The 20,364-nt window shown below is 60.4% G+C and carries 16 protein-coding genes; 8 read left to right on the plus strand and 8 right to left on the minus strand.

Annotated features, from left to right (window positions below):
• Positions 1-47: 47 nt before the first annotated feature.
• Positions 48-1,319, minus strand: a complete 1,272-nt coding sequence (purD, locus tag LXM96_RS13150; RefSeq protein ID WP_239999011.1) for a phosphoribosylamine--glycine ligase — start codon at positions 1,317-1,319, stop codon at positions 48-50.
• Between the two features lie 144 nt (positions 1,320-1,463).
• Here purD and LXM96_RS13155 point away from each other — a divergent pair, with 144 nt between their 5' ends.
• The 3 genes from LXM96_RS13155 (at position 1,464) to ubiA (ending at position 6,194) form a co-directional block, all read left to right on the plus strand.
• A complete protein-coding gene (locus LXM96_RS13155; RefSeq protein ID WP_239999012.1) occupies positions 1,464-3,767 on the plus strand; it encodes a Tex family protein in 2,304 nt (767 codons plus the stop codon).
• A gap of 152 nt (positions 3,768-3,919) precedes the next feature.
• Positions 3,920-5,176 carry an SAM-dependent methyltransferase gene (locus LXM96_RS13160; protein WP_239999013.1) on the plus strand — a complete coding sequence of 419 codons (1,257 nt, stop codon included), beginning with the start codon at positions 3,920-3,922 and terminating at the stop codon, positions 5,174-5,176.
• Positions 5,177-5,240: 64 nt separating this feature from the next.
• Positions 5,241-6,194 (plus strand): 4-hydroxybenzoate octaprenyltransferase, encoded by a 954-nt coding sequence (gene ubiA, locus LXM96_RS13165; RefSeq protein ID WP_239999151.1) that lies wholly within the window; start codon positions 5,241-5,243, stop codon positions 6,192-6,194.
• 61 nt (positions 6,195-6,255) lie between these two features.
• Here ubiA and LXM96_RS13170 read toward each other — a convergent pair whose 3' ends face one another.
• Complete coding sequence (locus tag LXM96_RS13170) at positions 6,256-6,822, minus strand: DUF6101 family protein (protein WP_239999014.1); 567 nt, start codon at positions 6,820-6,822, stop codon at positions 6,256-6,258.
• Positions 6,823-7,082: 260 nt separating this feature from the next.
• Between LXM96_RS13170 and LXM96_RS13175 the strand changes: the two genes are divergently transcribed.
• Entirely contained in the window at positions 7,083-9,410 is a 2,328-nt protein-coding gene (locus tag LXM96_RS13175) for a DUF1217 domain-containing protein (protein ID WP_239999015.1), read from the plus strand.
• 10 nt (positions 9,411-9,420) lie between these two features.
• On the opposite strand, the gene LXM96_RS13180 is transcribed toward LXM96_RS13175, so the two are convergent.
• From LXM96_RS13180 to LXM96_RS13190, 3 genes are read right to left on the minus strand one after another with little or no spacing between them, the layout of a single operon-like run.
• The gene (locus LXM96_RS13180) at positions 9,421-10,854 is read right to left on the minus strand and encodes an FAD-binding oxidoreductase (RefSeq protein WP_239999016.1); all 1,434 of its coding nucleotides are present in this window, start codon (positions 10,852-10,854) and stop codon (positions 9,421-9,423) included.
• A 12-nt stretch (positions 10,855-10,866) separates the two neighbouring features.
• On the minus strand, positions 10,867-11,844 hold the full coding sequence (locus LXM96_RS13185) for an L-threonylcarbamoyladenylate synthase (RefSeq protein WP_239999017.1): 978 nt from the start codon (positions 11,842-11,844) through the stop codon (positions 10,867-10,869).
• A 49-nt stretch (positions 11,845-11,893) separates the two neighbouring features.
• Positions 11,894-12,496, minus strand: coding sequence for a DUF6656 family protein (locus LXM96_RS13190; RefSeq protein ID WP_394801958.1), 603 nt, complete (start codon positions 12,494-12,496; stop codon positions 11,894-11,896).
• Positions 12,497-12,654: 158 nt separating this feature from the next.
• Here LXM96_RS13190 and LXM96_RS13195 point away from each other — a divergent pair, with 158 nt between their 5' ends.
• The 4 genes from LXM96_RS13195 to LXM96_RS13210 all read left to right on the plus strand — a co-directional run bounded on the left by LXM96_RS13195 (position 12,655) and on the right by LXM96_RS13210 (position 16,481).
• Complete coding sequence (locus tag LXM96_RS13195; protein WP_394801962.1) at positions 12,655-13,113, plus strand: BA14K family protein; 459 nt, start codon at positions 12,655-12,657, stop codon at positions 13,111-13,113.
• A gap of 191 nt (positions 13,114-13,304) precedes the next feature.
• The gene (locus LXM96_RS13200) at positions 13,305-13,754 is read left to right on the plus strand and encodes a BA14K family protein (RefSeq protein WP_239999019.1); all 450 of its coding nucleotides are present in this window, start codon (positions 13,305-13,307) and stop codon (positions 13,752-13,754) included.
• Between the two features lie 173 nt (positions 13,755-13,927).
• Positions 13,928-15,709, plus strand: a complete 1,782-nt coding sequence (locus LXM96_RS13205) for an acyl-CoA dehydrogenase (RefSeq protein WP_239999020.1) — start codon at positions 13,928-13,930, stop codon at positions 15,707-15,709.
• A gap of 10 nt (positions 15,710-15,719) precedes the next feature.
• The gene (locus LXM96_RS13210; protein WP_239999021.1) at positions 15,720-16,481 is read left to right on the plus strand and encodes a crotonase/enoyl-CoA hydratase family protein; all 762 of its coding nucleotides are present in this window, start codon (positions 15,720-15,722) and stop codon (positions 16,479-16,481) included.
• A gap of 33 nt (positions 16,482-16,514) precedes the next feature.
• Here LXM96_RS13210 and LXM96_RS13215 read toward each other — a convergent pair whose 3' ends face one another.
• From LXM96_RS13215 to LXM96_RS13225, 3 genes are all read right to left on the minus strand, one after another.
• Complete coding sequence (locus LXM96_RS13215; protein WP_239999022.1) at positions 16,515-18,089, minus strand: peroxidase family protein; 1,575 nt, start codon at positions 18,087-18,089, stop codon at positions 16,515-16,517.
• Positions 18,090-18,227: 138 nt separating this feature from the next.
• Positions 18,228-19,472 (minus strand): class I SAM-dependent RNA methyltransferase, encoded by a 1,245-nt coding sequence (locus tag LXM96_RS13220; protein ID WP_239999023.1) that lies wholly within the window; start codon positions 19,470-19,472, stop codon positions 18,228-18,230.
• Entirely contained in the window at positions 19,469-20,221 is a 753-nt protein-coding gene (locus LXM96_RS13225) for a TlyA family RNA methyltransferase (protein WP_239999153.1), read from the minus strand. Before LXM96_RS13225 ends, LXM96_RS13220 begins: the two co-directional genes overlap by 4 nt.
• Between the last annotated feature and the right edge of the window lie 143 nt (positions 20,222-20,364).

The following is a 20,364-nucleotide window of genomic DNA, read 5'->3' on the forward strand; positions in this document are numbered from 1 at the left end:
ACCGTTTCCATCCCGTCAGCAGGACTGGTAAAAAATGAATGAACAGCTCAGGCGTTCTCACGCATGATTGCACGCCAGCCGATATCACGGCGGCAGAAGCCATTTTCCCACTCTACCAGTTCGATCAGCGCATAGGCCTTGGCCTGCGCCTCGGCCACCGTGGCCCCCGCCGCTGTCACGTTCAAGACACGTCCGCCGGTCGCCACCAACTGGCCCTCTTTCATCGCGGTCCCGGCGTGAAAAATCTTCTCGTCGCTGCCGGTTTGAGGAAGGCTGCCAATCGGCGTGTTCTTATCGTAGGAGCCCGGATAGCCCTTCGATGCCATGACCACGGTCAAGGCCACATCATCTGCCCATTCGGCGGTCACCTGATCGAGCGTTCCTGTCGCGGCCGCATGGAGAAGCGGCAGGAGGTCGCTCTTCAGCCGCATCATCAGCACCTGGCATTCCGGATCGCCGAAGCGGACATTGTATTCAATGAGCTCCGGGCCCTTTGCCGTGATCATCAACCCTGCAAAGAGAACGCCGGTGAAGGGATGCCCCATCTCGGCCATGCCGCGGATCGTCGGCTCGATGATCTCCTTCATCGTCCGCTCAACCATATCCGCAGTCATGACGGGGGCGGGCGAATACGCCCCCATGCCGCCGGTGTTCGGGCCGGTATCGCCGTCGCCGACGCGCTTGTGGTCTTGCGCGGTCGCCAGCGCCAGTGCCGTCTTGCCATCCGACAGGCAGAAGAAACTGGCTTCCTCGCCGTCGAGAAAAGCTTCAACGACGACCTCCGCTCCCGCGGAACCGAACGTGCCGGAAAAGCAGTCATCGACTGCGGCGAGCGCCTCGTCCAGCGCCATGGCGACAGTCACGCCCTTGCCTGCCGCCAGTCCGTCGGCCTTGATGACGATCGGCGCTCCCTGCTCGATGATGTACGCCTTCGCTTGGTCGGCATTGGTGAAACGGCGGTAGGAGCCGGTCGGGATACTGAAGCGGGCACAGAGGTCCTTGGTGAACCCCTTGGAGCCTTCCAGCTGGGCTGCGGCGGCAGATGGTCCGAAGGTTGCGACGCCTGCCTCCCGCAGCCGATCAGCCAGCCCCGCCACCAGCGGCGCTTCCGGTCCAACGACGACGAGATCAATGGCGGCTTCACGGCAGAACGTCACGACAGTCACATGGTCGTCGACATTCAAGGATAGAAGCTCCGCATGCTCGGCAATGCCGGGGTTGCCCGGTGCGGCGTAAAGCTTCGTCAGCTTCGGCGATTGCCCAAGCTTCCAGGCCAGCGCGTGCTCCCGTCCGCCGGATCCGATCAGCAGAACCTTCATGTCTTGCCCTCTCTACTTGCCTATGCGGCGGTTAAGGGGAGGGGGCGCGAAGGTCAAGCGCGCATCCTGTGGAATCGCCGTCTTCCACGTTGCCTTGCCGCAAAGTTTGACTATGGTCGCGCCTCCCGAACGAGAGAGACTGCCATGGCCGCCGATATACGCTCCCTTGCCGCCGTGATTTCCGCGGAGATCAACGCCCGCCCCGACCAGGCGGCCGCTGCCATCGGACTGATCGACGAGGGCGCCACCGTTCCCTTCATCGCACGCTACCGCAAGGAAGTGACCGGCGGCCTGGACGACACGCAACTCCGCACGCTCTCCGAGCGTCTCGTCTACCTGCGAGAGCTGGAGGCCCGGCGGGCGTCGATCGTCGACTCCATCAATTCGCAGGGCAAGATGACCGACGAACTTGCGGGCAAGCTCGCAGGTGCCACCACCAAGGCGGAACTGGAAGATCTATACCTGCCCTACAAGCCCAAGCGGCGCACCCGCGCCGAGATTGCCCGCGAGCGGGGGCTTGGGCCGCTGGCAGAGGCTATCTGGGCTGATCGGTCGGCTGATCCGGCTAGTCTCGCAGAAGCTTACCTCGTGGGCGAGGTTACGGATGTGAAGATGGCCCTGGAAGGCGCCAGGGACATCGTCGTGGAAACGATCTCGGAAAACGCCGACCTGCTCGGCCGTCTGCGCCAGCATATGCGCAACGTGTCAGTGCTCAAGGCGAAGGTCGTCGAGGGCAAGCAGGAGGCAGGGGCCAAATTCGCGGATTACTTCGATCACTCCGAGAGCTGGGCAACGGCGCCGGGGCATCGGGCTCTAGCCATGCTGCGCGGCTGGAACGAGGAAGTTCTGACACTCTCGATCGAGGTTGACCAGGACGATCCGTCGTCGGTGAAACCGGCACAACGGATCATTGCCGCTGCCTTCGAGATCGGCGACAGGGGCCTAGCCGATCGCTGGCTGATGGAAGTCGCCGGCTGGTCCTGGCGGGTGAAGCTTAACACCTCGCTGTCGCTCGACTTGATGCGCGAACTGCGCGAGCGCGCCGAGGAGGAGGCGATCCATGTCTTCGCCCGCAACCTGAAGGACCTGCTTTTGGCTGCGCCTGCTGGCTCGCGTCCGACGATGGGCTTGGATCCGGGTATCCGCACCGGCGTCAAGGTCGCCGTGGTCGACGGCACAGGGAAGCTTCTCGAAACCACCACTGTTTATCCATTCCCGCCCCGTAACGATGTTCGCGGGACCCAGGCCGAGCTTGCACGTCTCGTCCGCAAGCACCAAATCGAGCTGATCGCCGTCGGCAACGGCACCGGAAGTCGTGAAACGGAAAAGCTGGTGGCGGACATGCTGTCGAACCTGCCGGCGCCGAAACCGACCAAGGTTGTCGTGTCCGAGGCTGGCGCATCTGTATACTCCGCGTCTCAGACGGCTGCCACCGAGTTCCCCAATCTCGACGTCTCGCTCCGCGGTGCCGTTTCCATCGCCCGTCGCCTGCAGGATCCGCTTGCTGAACTTGTGAAGATCGAGCCGAAGTCGATTGGTGTTGGCCAGTACCAGCATGACGTCGACCAAGGCAAACTCTCCCGATCGCTCGATGCCGTGGTGGAAGATGCGGTGAATGCCGTGGGCGTCGACCTGAACACGGCCTCCTCGCCCCTTCTTTCGCGCGTTTCCGGCCTCAGCCGTTCGATTGCCGATGCTATTGTCCTGCATCGGGATCAGAATGGCCCGTTCGCGACCCGCAAGGAGCTCCTGAAGGTTGCGCGTCTCGGCAATCGCACCTTTGAGCAGGCGGCCGGCTTCCTGCGCATCCCCAATGGCAAGGAGCCGCTGGATGCCTCGGCCGTCCACCCGGAAGCCTATGGTGTCGCGAAGAAGATCGTCGCTGCCTGCGGACGCGACCTGCGCACGTTGATGGGCGACAGCGCGACGCTGAAGAAGCTCGACCCGCGCCAGTTCATCGACGAGCAGTTCGGCCTGCCGACGGTGAAGGACATTCTCGCCGAATTGGAGAAGCCCGGCCGCGACCCTCGTCCAAGCTTCAAGACCGCGACTTTTGCGGAGGGCATCGACGAGATCACGGATCTCAAGCCAGGCATGTTGCTGGAAGGCACCGTCACCAACGTTGCGGCTTTTGGAGCATTCGTGGATATCGGCGTCCACCAGGATGGCCTCGTTCACGTATCCCAACTGGCCGACCGCTTCGTCAGGGATCCGCATGAGGTGGTGAAGGCGGGCGACGTGGTGAAGGTGCGAGTCGTCGAGGTTGACGTGAAGCGCAAGCGGATTGGACTGACGATGCGCAAGGACGGCGGGGAGGCACCTCCGGCTCCACGCGGCGGGGATCGAGGTGCGCCGCCGAAGCCGCGCCAGATGAAGGCGGAGCCGAAAGGCGCCGACTCCCAAGGCGCTTTCGGTGCCGCTTTGGCAGAGGCCTTGAAGCGCCGATAGCAACTTACGCCGTTGCGCCTGCGGAAGCCATCTGACCTGTTGGACGGCTTCCATTTCTGTGCAATGTTTCGGGCCTGAGTGTGCGTGTAACTTCAGAGAAAGCAATTATTCCTTTTTAATCTGCAAGATAGACTTCGTCCGGAGGTAGTCTCATGACCTCATCCCTGCGTCGGCTTCTGGGTAAGATCATCAAGAAGGGAACACTGACCGTCGGCGGCCCCACTGGCTCACAGGTGTTCGGCAATGGAGGCGGGCGGACCGTCGCCATCCGCTTCACCGATGTGGAGGCCGAGGAGGAGGTTGCCGCTGATCCGCAGCTCAAGCTTGCCGAAGTTTATATGGACGGCCGCCTTCTGATCGAGGAAGGCGACATTTACGAACTGCTCGCGATCGTAAAGGACAATACCTTGAGCGAGGCACTGACGCCGGGGATGATCTGGCGTGGTGTTCTCCGTATTGCGCAGTCGCGTGTCCGGCACGGGGTTCCGATCAACCGAAACCAGCAAAACGTCGCCCACCATTACGACTTGAGCGCAAAGCTCTTCAACCTCTTCCTCGACGAGGACTGGCAGTATTCCTGCGGCTACTTCAATCCGCCTGGCATCAACCTCTATGAGGCGCAGGTTGCCAAGAAGCGCCATATCGCAGCCAAACTCCTCACTGATCCCGGCCAAAGGGTGCTGGAGATCGGCTCGGGCTGGGGCGGCATGGCGATGTATCTGGCCGAAGCTTGTGGCCTCGACGTCACGGGAATTACCCTTAGCCAGGAGCAGTTGCGTGTGTCGAGGCATCGGGCTGCCAAACGGGGTCTTGAAGACCGGGTGCGCTTCGAGCTTCAAGACTATTATTACCTGCCGGCCACGATGAAATATGACCGGATCGTTTCCGTTGGCATGTTCGAGCATGTCGGCCGCCTGAACTTCGGGCGCTACTTTCGCAAGGCCCATGACGTGCTGGATAACGACGGCGTCATGGTGCTGCATTCCATCGGCCAGCCCGCCCCGGCTCGATACAACAGCCCCTTCATCGAAAAATACATCTTCCCGGGTGGGTACATCCCGTCGCTCGCGGAAGTCCTGCCGGCGATCGAAAGGACTGGCCTGCTCGTCTGCGATATCGAGATCTTGCCGATGCACTACGCCCACACGCTTCGCCATTGGCGCGAACGCTTTCTTGCAAGAAGGGAAGAGGCAGCATCCATCTATGACGAACGTTTCGTGCGGATGTGGGAGTTTTACCTGGCGGGCTCAGAAATGGCGTTTACCCATGAAAACTTCTTCATCTTCCAGATACAGATCACCAAGAAGCGGATGACGGTGCCCGAAAGCCGGGATTACATTGAGCAGCGGGAGGCGAAACTGAGGGAATTCGACGCGACTCGGCGACCCCTGGAAACCGTCGCCTTCTGATCTCGCCCTGTTTGCAGGATCTACCGCCTTGCCGACGCGCGGCGGGTGTCTTACCACCATGGGTATGACAAACGCGGATAAGCTCAACGGTCGCGTCAACGATGCGCCCTCGAATAACTGGGTCTACCGGGTGCTTCCCCCGGCATCTTGGCCTTATGCCCAGCTTGCCCGCTGGGATAGGCCGATCGGCTGGCAATTGTTGATGTGGCCCTGCTTCTGGTCATCGGCGCTTGCCGCGAATGTAGCGGCTGAAGAGGGTAAGCTTTCCGTTGGCCTATTCCTGTTCCATCTGTTTCTGTTTTTTGTCGGCTCCGTCGCCATGCGGGGTGCGGGCTGTACCTATAATGATCTGGTCGACCACGATATCGATGGAGAAGTGGCCCGTACTCGCTCACGGCCCCTACCGTCAGGACGAGTGACCCGCTTTGGGGCGAAGACGTTCTTGGTGCTGCAGGCGATGGTAGGCCTGCTTGTCCTAATTCAGTTCAACGGATTTGCCATGATCCTGGGGATCCTGTCCCTCGCTGTCGTGGCGATCTACCCCTTTGCAAAGCGGTTTACCGACTGGCCGCAGTTCTTCCTGGGGCTTGCCTTCTCCTGGGGCGGTCTGATGGGCTGGGCCGGCATTTTTGGCAGTCTCGCCTGGGCGCCCGTCTGGCTCTATATCGGCGCAGTGGCCTGGACCATCGGGTACGATACGATCTACGCCCATCAGGACAAGGAAGACGACGCCCTGGTCGGGGTTCGTTCGACGGCTCGGCTGTTTGGGGGAAACACCAAGCGCTGGCTGGTCGGTCTCTATGGGTTGACGTTGCTCCTGCTGCTTGTGGCCTATGCCGGAGCGGGCGTCGGCTTCCTCGCCTATCTTGGCCTCGCGGTCGCAGCTGCCATGTTCGCCTGGCAGATCCTCGTGCTCGACATCGACAATGCCGACCAGTGTTTGTCTCTGTTCAAATCGAACAGCCGTGTGGGCGGGGTGATTTTTCTCGGTCTGGTGCTGGCCTTGCCGTTCGCCTGAAACGCAGGAACCCGGCTTTTCGGCCGGGCTCCAGCATCAACGCGGGGCGGCGGTGGATCAGCTAGCGTCGCGCGATGATCTCCTTGCCTTCGATCTTCATCGTCACACCCAGTTTTCCGGTTGTCCTTCGGACCAGGAAGCGCGGCCGGCGGGCCGCAAAATAGGAATGACGGCGGCGCGGCCTTGCCTGCTGCGTCCGGACATCGCCTAGATGATTTTCCAGCGGGCGGGCGACGCCGTCGGCTTCAACCATCAGCATCGGGATGCGGAAGGCATCTGACCAGCTGCGCCAATCGGCTGCGATGTCGCACAGGTCGTGCGCCACCAGCAATGGAATGCAAAGATCGGGATCCTCGTGATGCAGCTCAAGCGTTACCGTGACTTCGCCATTGCCGTGATCGATCGCCCTGGCGGCGACGCCCTTGAAGGCGCGAGCCGGCAAGGCGAAGGAAAGGGGAAGCCCGCTTGAGGGCAGGGTCTTGCGAAGCACCGCGCCGCGGGCATCGATCGTGATCATGACATCTTCGGATGTGCCGCGCAGGGCGTATGTGACCTGCTGCGGAAAGCGCGTCGGGTCGAGCCTGAGTGTGGAGCCTGCCCAGGTGGGCTTCAGAACCGTGTTTGTCATCGTGATGCTACCCTTGTTTTACCTGAGAGCCGTTTCCGGTTTCTCTGCGGGACTTTTGTCCTCTGATGGGCAGACCATACGGGCCGGCCTCTCCCCGACCGCTTAAAAATCGCGGTTAAGGAAGTTTTGCCTCCGGCGATGGTTATCGAAACCCATCCCATCGGGGTTTCCAGAGGGTGAATCGCACATCCGGGGTAAAGCCCCGGGCAAGCCTCTCGGCGCATGATGGCTGCGGCATCATTGTGAGCGGAGCCTTGTTCATGGTCTCGACCTACCTCAGCTACGACCTCGTCAATCGCGACATGTTCAAGACGCTGCAGCGCGTTGCGACGGACCAGCAGGTGGCGCGTGAGGCGCAGTATTATGCGGATAATATCGGTAATGTCGCCACGATCGATGAGTTCATGGACGACTACCGCCTGTACTCCTATGCTATGAAGGCTCATGGTCTCGAGGAGATGACCTATGCGAAGGCCTTCATGAAGAAGGTGCTCGAGAGCGATCTTGGCGACCCGAACAGCTACGCCAACCTCTTGACCGACGATCGGTACAAGAACTTCGCCGCCGCTTTCAGCTTTTCCCAATCGGGGGCGGCGCCCATCGCGCAATCGGCGGCGCAACAGGAGGAGATGCTCGACCTCTACGATCAAAGTATCCTCGCCATGGAGGACGCGGTTGCGGAGGAGACGCGTTATTACAAGGTGATGATGGCGCAGGTCGACAACGTCGACGACATTCTCCAGAACGACCGCCTGCGCCGATACGTCTTTGGCGCATTGGGGATCGACGACAGCGTCTATTCATATCAGGTCGTCAAACAGGCGATGACCAGCGATAAGGATGATCCCGACAGCTACGCGAATACCGTGCTCAAGGACCAGATGGTTTTTCTCGCTGAAAAGCTGAGCACCACGCAGGCCGAGTTGAGCGCCTTGGGAAACAACGCGAAGGAGCATGTCGAGAAGAAGGCATCCCTCAGGGCAGAGATTGCCAGCTACCAGAAGGCCATTCTGTCCACCCAGGCGCATATCGATCTTGCAGGAGCATTCGAATTTGCGGCGGACGGAACATCCATAAAGGGTGCGGCTCAGACAGATCAACAACTTGCCGCCACCACGGACCTTTATCTGCTTGGGCGGCCCCGACAAACGCGGGAATCAGCGTTGCGGGAACGTGATTACTTCGAGCAGAAGATCGGGAGCGTCACGAACGTCGACCAGCTTCTGGATGATCCGCGGCTCTATGACTACGTCCGCAAAGCCTTCAACCTCAACGAACTCTTTGTCGTGAAGTCGACCCTGGAACAGATCCTGACCAGCGATCTCGATGATCCGAAAAGCTATGCCAACGTCTATGCAAAGGAGCGGCCTCAGTATCTGGAGCTCGCCACGGCGTTCAACTTCAATACCGACGGCACATTGAAGGGCCCTTCCGCGCAGACGACCGAGCAGACCACGCTAACGGCCAACAACTATTTCAGCCGCTACGACGATAAGCAGGAAGAGGCGGATGAAAAGGCCATCAGCCTCTTCAAATCAGAAATGGCAGCGGTCAAATCCATCGACGATTTTCTCTCCGATGACGCCATCTACGGCTTTGCCCTGAAAGCAGTAGGCCTCGACCCCGGCGGCGTTTCGATGCTGACGCTCAAGAACGTGCTCAAAAGCGACCTTTCTGATCCCAAGAGCTATGTCTATCGCCTAAAGGACGAGCGCTATCTTACTCTTGCCCAAGCCTTCAACTTTACGCGTGAGGGAAGCATCGCGCCGCCGGTGCAGGCACAATCCTCCGCCACCGTGACCGCGACAGCCAAGGACTACATCGTTCAGCAGACGCGCTTCCTGAAGGGCGACGACAAGGAAGCTGCAAGAAAGGACGCCGATGCAGAAGCGGGATACTACACAAGCACCATAGCCGGAATAAAGACCGCCAAGGAGCTTCTCGCGGATCGGAGGCTGGTTGACTTTGTGTTGGCGGCCAAGGGCATCGATCCAGCCAATGTGACCGATGATTTCCTGAAGCAGATATTTTCGTCGGACCTGAGTGATCCTGAGAGCTTTGCAAATCAGCAGGTGGACAGCCGATTTGCAGAGCTTCTGGGCACGTTCAACTTCGACATCGAGGGCAATCTCGATCGCAGCGCTTCCCCATCGGCTCAAAACCTCGGTCAGACGATCGAGACGCAGCACATGTACCTGCGTCAAACGCTGGAGACCGAGCAGGGGAACGAAAACGCAGGTGTTCGCCTTGCTCTCTATTTCGAGCGCATGGCAGGCTCGATCACTGATGCCTATGGAATCATAGGCGACGAAGCGCTAGCCGAGTTTGTCCGCATCGCTTTCAGCCTTCCCACAGAGATGGGCAACATGGACGTGGACCAGCAGGCAAAGCTGATAGAGAAGAATCTGACGCTTTCCGATCTGGCCGATCCGCAGAAGCTGCAGAAGCTGATCCAGCGGTTCACGATCCTGTACGATCTCGAAAACGGTGCTACCGGACCGTCTCCGGTCGACATCCTGACCGGCGCAAGCGCCTATTCAGGCATCAGTGCGGACACGCTCTGGTCCCTTTCGCAACTGCGGCGGTAGGCAACCGGTCTCAGTCGAGGGCAAGCACCTTCCCAGGGTTCATGATGTTCGCAGGGTCGAACGCCCTTTTGATGCGGCGCATCAGATCGATCTCGATCTGTGGGCGGATGCGCGCCAACTCGTCCCGCTTCAACTGTCCGATCCCGTGCTCAGCGGAGATCGAACCGTTCAGCGACAGCACGATGCCGTGCACGATCTCGTTCATCTCGCGCCACCGCGACAGAAAGTCTGTCTTGTCCGCACCGACCGGCTGGGAAATGTTGTAGTGAATATTGCCATCGCCGAGGTGCCCGAAGGCGCAGATGCGGGCCTCCGGCATGGCGGCAAGCACGGCTTCGTCGGCTTTTTCCATAAAGGTGGGAACGCTCGAAACCGGCACCGAAATATCATGCTTGATCGAGCCGCCTTCAGGCTTCTGAGCGTCCGACATGCTCTCCCGCATGTGCCAGAGCGCCTTCTGCTGACTGATTGAAGACGCGATGATGGCATCACGAAGGAGCCCCGTCTCAACACCCCATTCGAGCAGCGACTGCATCATGGTTTCGGCAGTTTCAGCCGAATCGGAAGTGGAGATGTCGATCAGCGCGTACCACGGGTGAGGCTCTGGCAGCGGGTCACGGACGCCGGGGATATGTCGCGTGGTAAACTCGATGCCGATGCGGGGCATCAGTTCGAAACCCGTGAGAGCCGCTCCACAGAGGTTGGATGCCTTCTCGAAGAGACGAAGCGCGTCAGCCGGCGAGGCGAGACCAGCGAGAGCCACCTGGTGGCCCAATGGCTGAGGAAAGAGCTTCAGCACCGCGCCTGTGATAACGCCAAGCGTGCCTTCCGCGCCGATGAAAAGGTCACGCAGGTCGTAACCGGTATTGTCCTTTTTCAGCCGCCTCAGGCCATTCCAGATTTCGCCGGTCGGCAGAACAACCTCGAGCCCAAGGCAGAGCTGACGCATGTTTCCATAGGCCAGAACGGCCGTTCCGCCCGCGTTGGTGGACAGGTTCCCGCCGATCCGGCAGGAGCCTTCCGACCCGAGCGAAAGTGGAAAGAGGCGTTGAACGTCTTGCGCGGCCTTCTGCACGTCCGAAAGAATTGCTCCGCCGTCGGCGACAATGACGTTGGCGACCGGGTCGATATCGCGAATTCGGCTCATCCTTTCCAGGGACAGGATAAGCTCATTGCCGTCGCCGCGTGGCGTCTGGCCGCCAACGAGGCCGGTGTTGCCGGTCTGCGGGACAATCGGCGTTCTCGTTTCGGTTGCCAGTGTCAGGATCTGGCCAACCTCCTCGGTCGTGCCGGGCTTTAGCACCATCGGTGATGTGCCTCGGAACAAACCCCGGTTCTCGACCAGCCGAGGCGAAATATCTGCCTCATTTCGAAGAACATTCGCGTCACCCACGATGGATGAGAAGCGCTGCAGGAGATCGGGAGAGGTGGAATAGTGATCCATACGTTTGCTCCGTTATTCCCTTGGCGCCGCGGCACGAACCAGTCGGTCGTTAATCGCCTCCCCAAGGCCTTCGACCGAGATCGATGTCACAGCAATGCCCTTGATCGCGACAGCGTCCGCTTTCTTCAGGTAGTCGAAGAGGTTGGCCGCCGCCTCCCGAAGGTCTGCCGTTGGACTGAGATTGAGAACCAAGACAGCCTGTTCCATGCCCGTTACCTTCGTCTCGCCGAAACAGATCAGTGCTTCACCGGCTTTGACTGAATCCGCATTCAGCCTGACCGGTGCGGCGGGCGCGTAATGCGAGGCGAGCATGCCGGGAGCTTCTATGGTCGGCGACGGTGATTGAGCCCGAACAACAGGCAAGCCTGTGGCAGCTTGCAGCTCTTCTGCGGAAATCCCCCCAGGCCGTAACAGGTGAATTCGGTCTTTCGCGGCTCGTACGATAGTGGACTCCACGCCGACGGGCGCGGCGCCGGCATCGAGGATAAGAGCGAGCTTGCTGCCGAGATCCTCGGCCACATGCAAGGCGCTGGTCGGACTGATTTTGCCGGAGGTATTAGCGCTTGGTGCCGCTAAGGGTTTGCCGAAGGCGCCGATCAGCGTCGCCGCGATCCCCTGGGGCACCCGAATGCCCACCGTATCAAGCCCGGCTGTCGCCAGTGCGTGGATACCGGAGCCCGGCTTAAGCGGGAGGATCAGCGTCAGCGGGCCAGGCCAGAACCGCTCCGCAAGACGTCGCGAAACCGGATCGAAATCAGCATAGGTTTCAGCCATGGCGAGGTTTGCCATGTGGCAGATCAGCGGATTGAAACGGGGCCGCCCCTTCGTCTCATAGATCCGGGTTACGGCAAGCGGGTTGGTGGCATCCGCCGCGAGCCCGTAGACAGTTTCAGTGGGGATTGCGACGGGGTGCCCCTGCAAAAGCACTGCCTGTGCGGCTTGGAGAGCAGCTTCCTCGCCCTCGCTGATGTGTATGATTTTCGCCGTCATGTTGCCATCCCTAGCGCGGATTGGCTGTCTGCGGCAATTGCTCCCGCTGTTAGATCTTCTTCACCAGCGTTCGAATTGCATTATTTGGTGCGCCCAGCATGAGAACGTTGCGCAGGGCCTCCTGCGGATCGAGCGTCCGAAACAACAAGCCGTTCTTTCGAATAGAGCGGTCAATTCGAAACGTGTCGCCCGGCGCCTTCTCAAAGGCGACTGCGAAATACATCCGGCCCCACTCGCTGCTGATGCGTTCGAAGAACGGATAGGTTTCGCTGATTTCGGACGTGAAGTTGGCGATGTAGAACGACCATTTGACCTCGGTCTGCGGATTGAATGACGTTCTGGAGGTCGTGACGTGGCAATAGCCGAGATGGGGGATCTCGTCGAAAACGCGGTAGAAGATGAGCTTTGGAAACCGGATGCCTCGGTGGAACGAGTTGATTCGTTGAAGGGTGGTCTCGCCTGCTTTCGCCAGAATGCGGCCGGTTCTTTCGCCGACTTCCTCGGGCGTGAGATAGCGCTTGCCGGGCGGCAGCCGCTCCGGCCGAGCGATCTTTCCCGTCCGCAGAAACTCGGAATGTGGCGCCAACGTCAGATGCTTCAGCCCGCCGGGCGGACTTGTCTCGAAATATCGAAGTTTGACAGCGCTCGTCACATGTACCTCTCGTCATGGTTAGGTAACGACTCTACGGGATTGTGGTTAATGAGGGGTGTCAGGGAGAGGGCTGGTAGGACCTAAGTCCCAGGAACCAACACGCGTTACCGGCAGTTCTTTGGACAGACATCAAGAACGAGAGAGGAAACGTCATGAGCATTTTACGCTCCCGCATCGCCGCGTTGGCGACGGCCTTCACCATAGCGGCCACCAGTTACGTACCAGTCCAGTCGATGCCGCTGCCTTCATCTCCGGCAGGCGTTCTAGATGTGGTTACGGAAGTTCAATACCGCGACCGAGATCGCCGTCGTTGGGATCGCCGCGACGACCGCCGGCAATATCGCCGTGACGCACGCCGCGGCTACTACAACGGTCACCGCGGCTACCGCGAGCGCCGTCCCGGCTACCGCTACTACAACGGCTTCTGGTTCCCCCTTGCCGCTTTCGCCACGGGCGCAATAATCGGTGGAAGTGCTTCCCAGGCGCGACCGAGCCGCAGCCTGAGTGCCCGCCACTACCAGTGGTGCGAGAACCGCTATCGTTCCTATAGAGCGTCGGATAATACGTACCAGCCCTACAATGGCCCGCGCCAGCAGTGCTACTCCCCTTATTCGTGATCCTGTGGTTTTACAGCGAAAGCCGCCCCTTCCGGGCGGCTTTTTAGTTTCTGTCGGAGCTTTTAGGGAGGCCTCGCGTTAATGGCCGGTTCAGCTTGGGTTTCCTAGGTTGATCGCGATCCAGAACTGCCGACGGCAGATGTCGCCTGGTGTCCCGGAGCGCAGACGTTTCAACTTGGATGGAGACAACAATGATACACCTGTTCAGGAAGGTCGCGGTCGTCGCACTCTCTGCAACGGTCATGGCCGGTGCAGTCGTCCCCGCGCAGGCAATGCCCGTTCTCACGGCTCCGGCAGCCAAAATCGACGTTCAGTCTGATGTCACCGAGATCCGCCACCGCGGGCATCGTCGCGGTTATTATCATGGTCATCGCGGCTATCGACACTACCGCCATGGCCATCGCTACCACGGCGGGTACTGGTACCCTCTCGCAGCCTTCGGAGCTGGTGCGCTGATTGGCGGTGCGATTGCTGCGCCACGATACGTGGAGCCCGCTCCGGCACCCGTTTATCGCACAAGCGGCCTCAACCCGCGCCACTACGATTGGTGCCATGCGCGCTATCGCTCGTATGACAGTTATTCCAACACCTTCCAGCCTTACCACGGGCCGCGCCAGACCTGCTATTCACCCTATTACTAGGCGGTGTCGCATCAAAAAGGCCCGCGGCGCTTCGCGTCGCGGGCCTTATCGTAGGTGCGTCACAAGTTGACGTCGGTCTGTGATTGACAATTTGGCTTACGTTTACGTAAAAAGCACGGGTGCTGATGACGTGCTAGGATGGCCTCTCAGCCAGTCATGAGGAGGATCGCACCATGTATAAGGCCCCCGTCGCGGATATTGCATTTACGCTCAATCATGTGGCCGGTTTGGCGGATGCCATCGCAGCGGGCAAGCTCGGCGACCTTGGCGGGGATCTCGTGGACGCGATCCTTGAGGAGGCTGGCCGCTTCGCCTCAAATGAAATGGCACCGCTCGGCGAAATAGGGGACCGGCAAGGCGCGAGAGTTTCTGATGGTGTCGTGACGACGCCTGATGGGTGGCCAGACCTTTACCGGTCCTGGCGTGAAGGTGGCTGGAACGGCCTGACGGGTCCGGAAACCTATGGCGGTCAGAACCTGCCTCACATGCTCAACGTGGCGGCCCTGGAAATGTGGAATTCCGCTTCCATGGCTTTCGCGTTGGCGCCGACACTAACCATGGGCGCCATCGAAGCGCTACACAAGCACGGCAGCGATGAGCTCAAGGCCAGATATCTGGAGAAGCTGGTCTCCGGCGAGTGGACCGGCACGATGAACCTGACGGAACCGCATGCCGGCTCGGATCTTGGTGTACTCAAGGCTCGTGCAGAACGCCGCGACGACGGCACCTACCGGATCTTCGGCCAGAAGATCTACATCACCTGGGGCGAACACGACGCGGCCGACAACATCATCCATCTGGTTCTGGCCCGGCTGCCCGATGCGCCTGCCGGCACGCGAGGCATCTCGCTCTTCCTCGTGCCGAAGTTCCTGGTAAACGAGGATGGATCCCTCGGCGATCGCAACGATGTATTCTGTCATTCGCTGGAGCATAAGCTCGGCATCCACGGGTCGCCGACCTGCACGATGATCTATGGCGACGGCAAGTTCGGCGATGAAAAGGGCGCCATCGGCTGGCTGATCGGCGAGGAGAATAAGGGCTTGGCGTGCATGTTCACGATGATGAACAACGCCCGTCTCGCGGTTGGCATTCAGGGCGTTGCCATTGCAGAGGCGGCAACGCAGAAGGCGGTCGCCTTTGCGCGGGAGCGCACCCAGGGCAAGGCGCCCGGCTGGACAGGGACCGGCATGAGCCCGATCATCGAACATCCGGACGTCGCGCGCATGCTGCTGACCATGACGGCGCTGACGCAGGGCTCGCGCGCCATCTGCTATGCCTGCGCCCACGCTCTCGATATGGCCCACGGCACCGAGGGTGAGGACGCCAGGAACTGGGCAGAGCGGGCTGCTCTGTTGACGCCCATTGCTAAATCCTTCTCAACCGATGCCGGTGTGGATGTGGCTTCGTTGGGTATCCAGGTCCACGGGGGTATGGGCTTCATCGAGGAAACGGGTGCGGCGCGTTATCTTCGCGACGCCCGAATCGCGCCAATCTACGAAGGAACGAACGGCATCCAGGCCATTGACCTCGTGACGCGCAAGCTCCCGCTGTCGGGGGGCGCGCAGGTGACAGGGTTTATAGCTGAAATGAAGCAGATCGCAGAGCGGGTGCAGGCTGCGAACGAGGTTCGCTTCGGCGCGACCGCCGACCGCCTCACGTCCGCCATAGATGATCTCGAAACGACGACCGCCTGGCTGCTCAAGGCACAGAGCGAGGGGCGCACGGCCGAGGCTCTGGCCGGCGCGACGCCTTACCAACGCCTGTTCGGCCTGGTCCTGACAGGCGTCTATCTCGCCAAGGGCGCATTGACCCCGCTGGATGACGGCAAGGTGGATCGCCGGATTGCCCTTTGCGGCTTCGCTGCAGATAACCTGCTGCCCGAAACGGCGGCTCTCAAGCGGCAGGTGGTCGAGGGCTCGGAGAGCCTCAAAGCTGCCCGCGCAGTTCTGGCCTGAGGAGACAGCGATGACCGAGAACCATATCATCGTCGATCATCCGCAGACCCGCCCCGGCGTGATGGTGATCCGGTTCAATCGTCCCGAGAAGAAGAATGCCATTACCGGCGCCATGTACGACCGGATGACGGCGGCCCTGCATGAGGCGAACAAGGAGGCCTCCATACGCGCCGTTGCGTTCTTGGGCACTGAAGGATGCTTTTCTGCGGGCAACGACATGGCAGACTTCATGGCTTATGCCATGGGCGGAGGGGGCAGGCCCACGGCGGCCGACTTCCTCCAGGCGCTTGCGACTTGCGACAAGCCGCTCGTCTCGGGGATCGATGGGCTGGCCATCGGAATCGGAACGACCATCCATCTGCATTGCGACATGACGATCGCCTCTAGCCGAAGCGTCTTGCGCACGCCGTTCGTCGATCTCGCCCTCGTGCCAGAGGCAGCTTCGAGCCTGATTGCACCGCGGGTCATGGGGCATCAACGGGCGTTTGCGATGCTGGCTGCAGGAGAGGGCTTTTCCGCTGAACAAGCTCGGGAGGCCGGTATCATCTGGAAGGTGGTTTCTCCCGATGCAGTCGAGAGAGAAACGCTTGCGCTGGCCGAAAGCCTTGCCGCCAAGCCACCGCATGCCCTGAGCATTGCCCGTAGCCTGATTCGCGGCAATGGTGACGATATCCTGGCGCGTATGGACGAAGAGCTTGTCCACTTCACGAAGCAGTTGCGCAGTGCCGAGGCTCGCGCCGCATTCGAAGCCTTCATGAGCCGGAAGGGTTGAGACACTTCCGGCTCTGGACACATGGATCACATCCTACGGCCCAACGGGATTGATGTCATTCACGAAGCGGATGAGGTCGGCCATGGTGAAGTGCCCGTCCTGCTGGCAAGGCAGTTCCGGCTTCCAGTTCGATCTGCGCCACGGGAAGGATTCAGTATCGCCGTGGACCATGCCGAGGAAGGTCTCGGCGACTATGGTGGATGCCATCGGTCCCAGCCTCTGCCCCTGGTGGTAGTGCTCCGCTTCTTTCAGCACATAGTACCAAAGCGGCGTTGCCTCGTGCAGGCCGTGCTTCTTCGCAGCCGCCCCATCAGAACCTGCTGCGACCTCCTCCGGCGTCATCGGCTCAATGTTCATCGCGCGACAGATGGCCTGGCCTGACGGCAAGCCGATCTGCACGCCGCGGCGCAGATTGCGGAAAGCCAGATTTGCTTCGCGCTCCTCCTGCTCAGTCGGATCGCTCCGCAAACCTGGGAGCTTGTGCAGGGAAGGCGCGATGAACGGATCGAGTTTGCGCGAGAAATTGAAGCCGAAATCTGGACCACCTTCACCCTCAATATCGAAAAACCGCCGCCAGTCGATCGCCCAGTTGGACGGCAGTTGCTTTTGAGGTGACGGTGGAGGTTCAGGCGGCTCAGGTGCGAGTTCTCCGACGATCTTCCCTGATTTCCCGGTAAAGAAGAAGAGAAGGCCAAGCGTACCATTGGCGAAGGTGCCGGGCTCTGGTCCGAACACCCTGTTGTGGCTGTAGGTCTCGCGGATCATCGAATGACCGAGCCGATAGCAGGCTGCAGCAAACTCTGCCGGCATGTAAGGTCGGAGCTTGAAGCGATAAAAGCGGCGGCCGTCCTTCTTGATCCTGTTGATCAGTCCGGGCTCCGTCAGCCGTTCGACAAAGTCGAAGAGCACGATCCACTGGTAGTGCCACGTCACGATGCGGCGGGCCTCCAGGAACAGGGCCGTTCCTTGCAGCGTTGATCCGCCGTCCTTCAGCCAGTCCACCACGGCGTTGTGGAACTTCAGCATCAGCAAATGCAACTGCGCCACAAGCAGGTTCTCGTCGTTGCGCTCATCAAAGATTAGCGCATGCCCTACCTGGTTGCGCGGTAGGTCGTTGGGCTGAGACGGGATCTGGTTTCCATTCTGATCCGGCGACTCACCCGTGCGACCGATCAGCAGCTTCGGCACGATCTTGAATGTGTCCTGGTCTCGCTGATAGAGATAAGGGTGGATCGCTGGCCCATCGCCGTAGAGCGAATCTAGATCCAGTGCGGGCGTTCGAAAGTTCTGCGTCGCCTTCGGATCGGCCTTCTGCTGGTCGAGCGGCGTGGTGTCCAGCGTGATGTCGTGGTCGATGAATTGGCCGAGATAGGTATAGCCGGCCGGGATCTTTTGGTTGTCGCCGCTCGTATCGGGGTTCTCCCCCGGTTGTCCCTTGTCTCTCATCGCTTTGGCGAGTTCGAAGAGAGCTTCGTCATCTGCATGGAGCGGCAGAAGGTGCGGGAACATCTTTCCGAACTTCCCGGGATCTCCAATGCCGTCGAAAGAATGCAGCGTTTCGCGCTTCATGCCGCGAACGCCATGGCCATGCATGGCAATGTCCGTCATGACAGTCCCCCTGATGATACAGCCAATGGTTACCTCCCTGTCGAAGGCAATATCTATGATTGCATCTGGGCAGATTGGCCGCAACCAACCGGTGTATCAACCGCAAGGACACAGATGGTTGTAGTCTGGCCGGAAGGGCTACCGCTCCAGCAGGGCGACTGCCTCCACATGTGTCGACCAGAGAAACTGGTCAACCGGCGTGACGGAGCGGACGGCGTATCCGCTGTCGACGAGGATCTTGAGATCTCGTGCAAGCGTGAACGGATTGCAGCTGACGGCCGCAATCTTGCGGACACCGGACCGGGCAAGTTCCTTCACCTGCACCTCTGCTCCGGCGCGCGGCGGATCGAAGACGACGGCGTCGAAGACCTTGAGTTCCTGCGCCGTGAGCGGTCGCCGGAACAGATCGCGTTTTTCCACGCTCACCGGCTTCAGGCCTTGAGTGTTGCGGGCAGCATGGTCGAGCGCTTTCAACGGCTTCTCCTCGCCCTCCACGGCATGGACTCGCGCCTTCCTGGCAAGACGAAGAGCGAATGTGCCGGACCCGGCAAAAAGGTCGAGCACACGCTTCGCTTTTCCCATGTGGGAAAGCACAAGCTCCGCCATTGCATCCTCGGCCTCCCTCGTTGCCTGCATGAAAGCACCGGGAGGAGGGGAGACCAGAGACCCACCAAAATCGACGAGGGGCTTCTGCGGCTCGACGAGAATTTCTCCGTTGAAGGATACGCGAGCAATGCCCTTCGCGGCCAGCACGGTTTCAATGATCCGCCTGCGCTGTTTTTCTGCCACGGGCTTCGGTCCCTCAGCAGCCAGATCCAGTCCCGAAAGCGTCTCCGTGACCGTCACCCGGAAGGTCTCTGAGCTGCCGGCAAGCGCTGAAGCGACAGTTCGGATCGCAGCCCGACGCTCGGTGATCCCGGGCGAGGCGATCGGACATTCCTCAACAGAGACGATGTGGTTGGTTTCGGCGCGATTGAAACCCATCAGCAGGCCCTTCTCCGTCATGCGCGCAGAAAAGACCACGCGCCGGCGCTGCCCCAACGCGCAGGCGATTAGCGGCGCAACCGGAACATCGAGCCCCCGAGCCTTCAAGGCGTCGATCACTAGATCGCGCTTGAAGGCCTGGTATGGCACGTCGGAGAGATGCTGCAGCACGCAGCCGCCGCAGGCGTCACGATCCGGGTTGAAATGCCGGCATGGCGGCACAGCTCGTTCGGCGGAGGCAGCCGAGGTCGATATCAGGGTGCCGTGGTTGCCGTTACGCGCTATCGCGACCGTTTCCCCAGGTAGCGCATGAGCAACATAGATCGGGCCATTCGGCCCATGCGCGATTCCGTGCCCCTTGGCGCCCAAACGTGTGATGGTAACAGTCTCTGTCGTCATGTCTTTCGTCCTGCAAGCAGGAACTCCTGGTTGCCGTCGCCGCCCGAGATGGGGGAGGGGACCACGCCGAGGCTGGCCCAGCCAATGTCATCCGTCAGCCAGCGCTCGAGATCAGCGGCGATTGCCGGTGCCGTTTCGGGTTGCTTGAGTAGGCCGCCTTTGCCAATTGCGTCTCGTCCTGCCTCGAATTGTGGCTTCACGAGAAGCACGCATATGGCACCGGATTCTGCCATGTTCAACGCTGGCGGCAGCGCGAGCTTCAGCGAAATGAACGAGACGTCTGAAACGACAAGGGAAACAGGTCTGCCGTTGAGATCCCCTCGGGCGAGCTCCCGCGCATTCAATCCTTCCAGATTCGTCACTCGCGGATCATCGCGGAGCGATGGGTGCATCTGGCCATGCCCCACATCGAGGGCTGTCACGTGCGCTGCACCGCGCTCCAGAAGAACCTGGGTGAAACCACCCGTAGAGGCACCAACGTCAAGGCAGGATCTGCCGGAGGCCGTTAGCTTGAAGTAGTCCAGCGCCGCGAGCAGCTTGAGCGCTGCACGCGAGACATAGCCCTGCGCGGGATCTTCAATCTCCAGAACAACATCGCGTGTGAAGGTCTGACCCGGCTTGGTGACGGTTTCTCCGTTGACCTTAATGGTTCCCCGTACCACGGCGTCACGGGCACGCGACCGGCTTTCGAAGAAGCGGAGGGAGACGAGCAACTGATCGAGCCGTTGCGGCGGTGAGATAGGCGACATCATGTCTCAATGGGTCCGTTTTCCCCATTGTGCAAGGGTTCTGATAGCCTGGCCCTGCCGGTGGAAGGCTCAAGCGAGAATGGTCGCCGGCTTTTCAATGGAATTTTAAGGCGGATGCGATTCTGTTCTGCAGCGCCGAGGAT

Origin of the sequence: Rhizobium halophilum (genome assembly GCF_021648825.1) — a bacterium.
GTDB classification, from domain to species: Bacteria; Pseudomonadota; Alphaproteobacteria; order Rhizobiales; family Rhizobiaceae; genus Neorhizobium; species Neorhizobium halophilum.

What these genes read in the sequence shown, in the direction of transcription:
- purD (WP_239999011.1), bottom strand. Translation starts at nt 1,319, where the DNA reads ATGAAGGTTCTGCTGATCGGATCCGGCGGACGGGAGCACGCGCTGGCC.
- ubiA (WP_239999151.1), top strand. Translation starts at nt 5,241, where the DNA reads ATGACAAACGCGGATAAGCTCAACGGTCGCGTCAACGATGCGCCCTCG.
- LXM96_RS13200 (WP_239999019.1), top strand. Translation starts at nt 13,305, where the DNA reads ATGATACACCTGTTCAGGAAGGTCGCGGTCGTCGCACTCTCTGCAACG.
- LXM96_RS13205 (WP_239999020.1), top strand. Translation starts at nt 13,928, where the DNA reads ATGTATAAGGCCCCCGTCGCGGATATTGCATTTACGCTCAATCATGTG.
- LXM96_RS13170 (WP_239999014.1), bottom strand. Translation starts at nt 6,822, where the DNA reads ATGACAAACACGGTTCTGAAGCCCACCTGGGCAGGCTCCACACTCAGG.
- LXM96_RS13155 (WP_239999012.1), top strand. Translation starts at nt 1,464, where the DNA reads ATGGCCGCCGATATACGCTCCCTTGCCGCCGTGATTTCCGCGGAGATC.
- LXM96_RS13225 (WP_239999153.1), bottom strand. Translation starts at nt 20,221, where the DNA reads ATGTCGCCTATCTCACCGCCGCAACGGCTCGATCAGTTGCTCGTCTCC.
- LXM96_RS13185 (WP_239999017.1), bottom strand. Translation starts at nt 11,844, where the DNA reads ATGACGGCGAAAATCATACACATCAGCGAGGGCGAGGAAGCTGCTCTC.
- LXM96_RS13215 (WP_239999022.1), bottom strand. Translation starts at nt 18,089, where the DNA reads ATGACGGACATTGCCATGCATGGCCATGGCGTTCGCGGCATGAAGCGC.
- LXM96_RS13210 (WP_239999021.1), top strand. Translation starts at nt 15,720, where the DNA reads ATGACCGAGAACCATATCATCGTCGATCATCCGCAGACCCGCCCCGGC.
- LXM96_RS13175 (WP_239999015.1), top strand. Translation starts at nt 7,083, where the DNA reads ATGGTCTCGACCTACCTCAGCTACGACCTCGTCAATCGCGACATGTTC.
- LXM96_RS13180 (WP_239999016.1), bottom strand. Translation starts at nt 10,854, where the DNA reads ATGGATCACTATTCCACCTCTCCCGATCTCCTGCAGCGCTTCTCATCC.
- LXM96_RS13220 (WP_239999023.1), bottom strand. Translation starts at nt 19,472, where the DNA reads ATGACGACAGAGACTGTTACCATCACACGTTTGGGCGCCAAGGGGCAC.
- LXM96_RS13160 (WP_239999013.1), top strand. Translation starts at nt 3,920, where the DNA reads ATGACCTCATCCCTGCGTCGGCTTCTGGGTAAGATCATCAAGAAGGGA.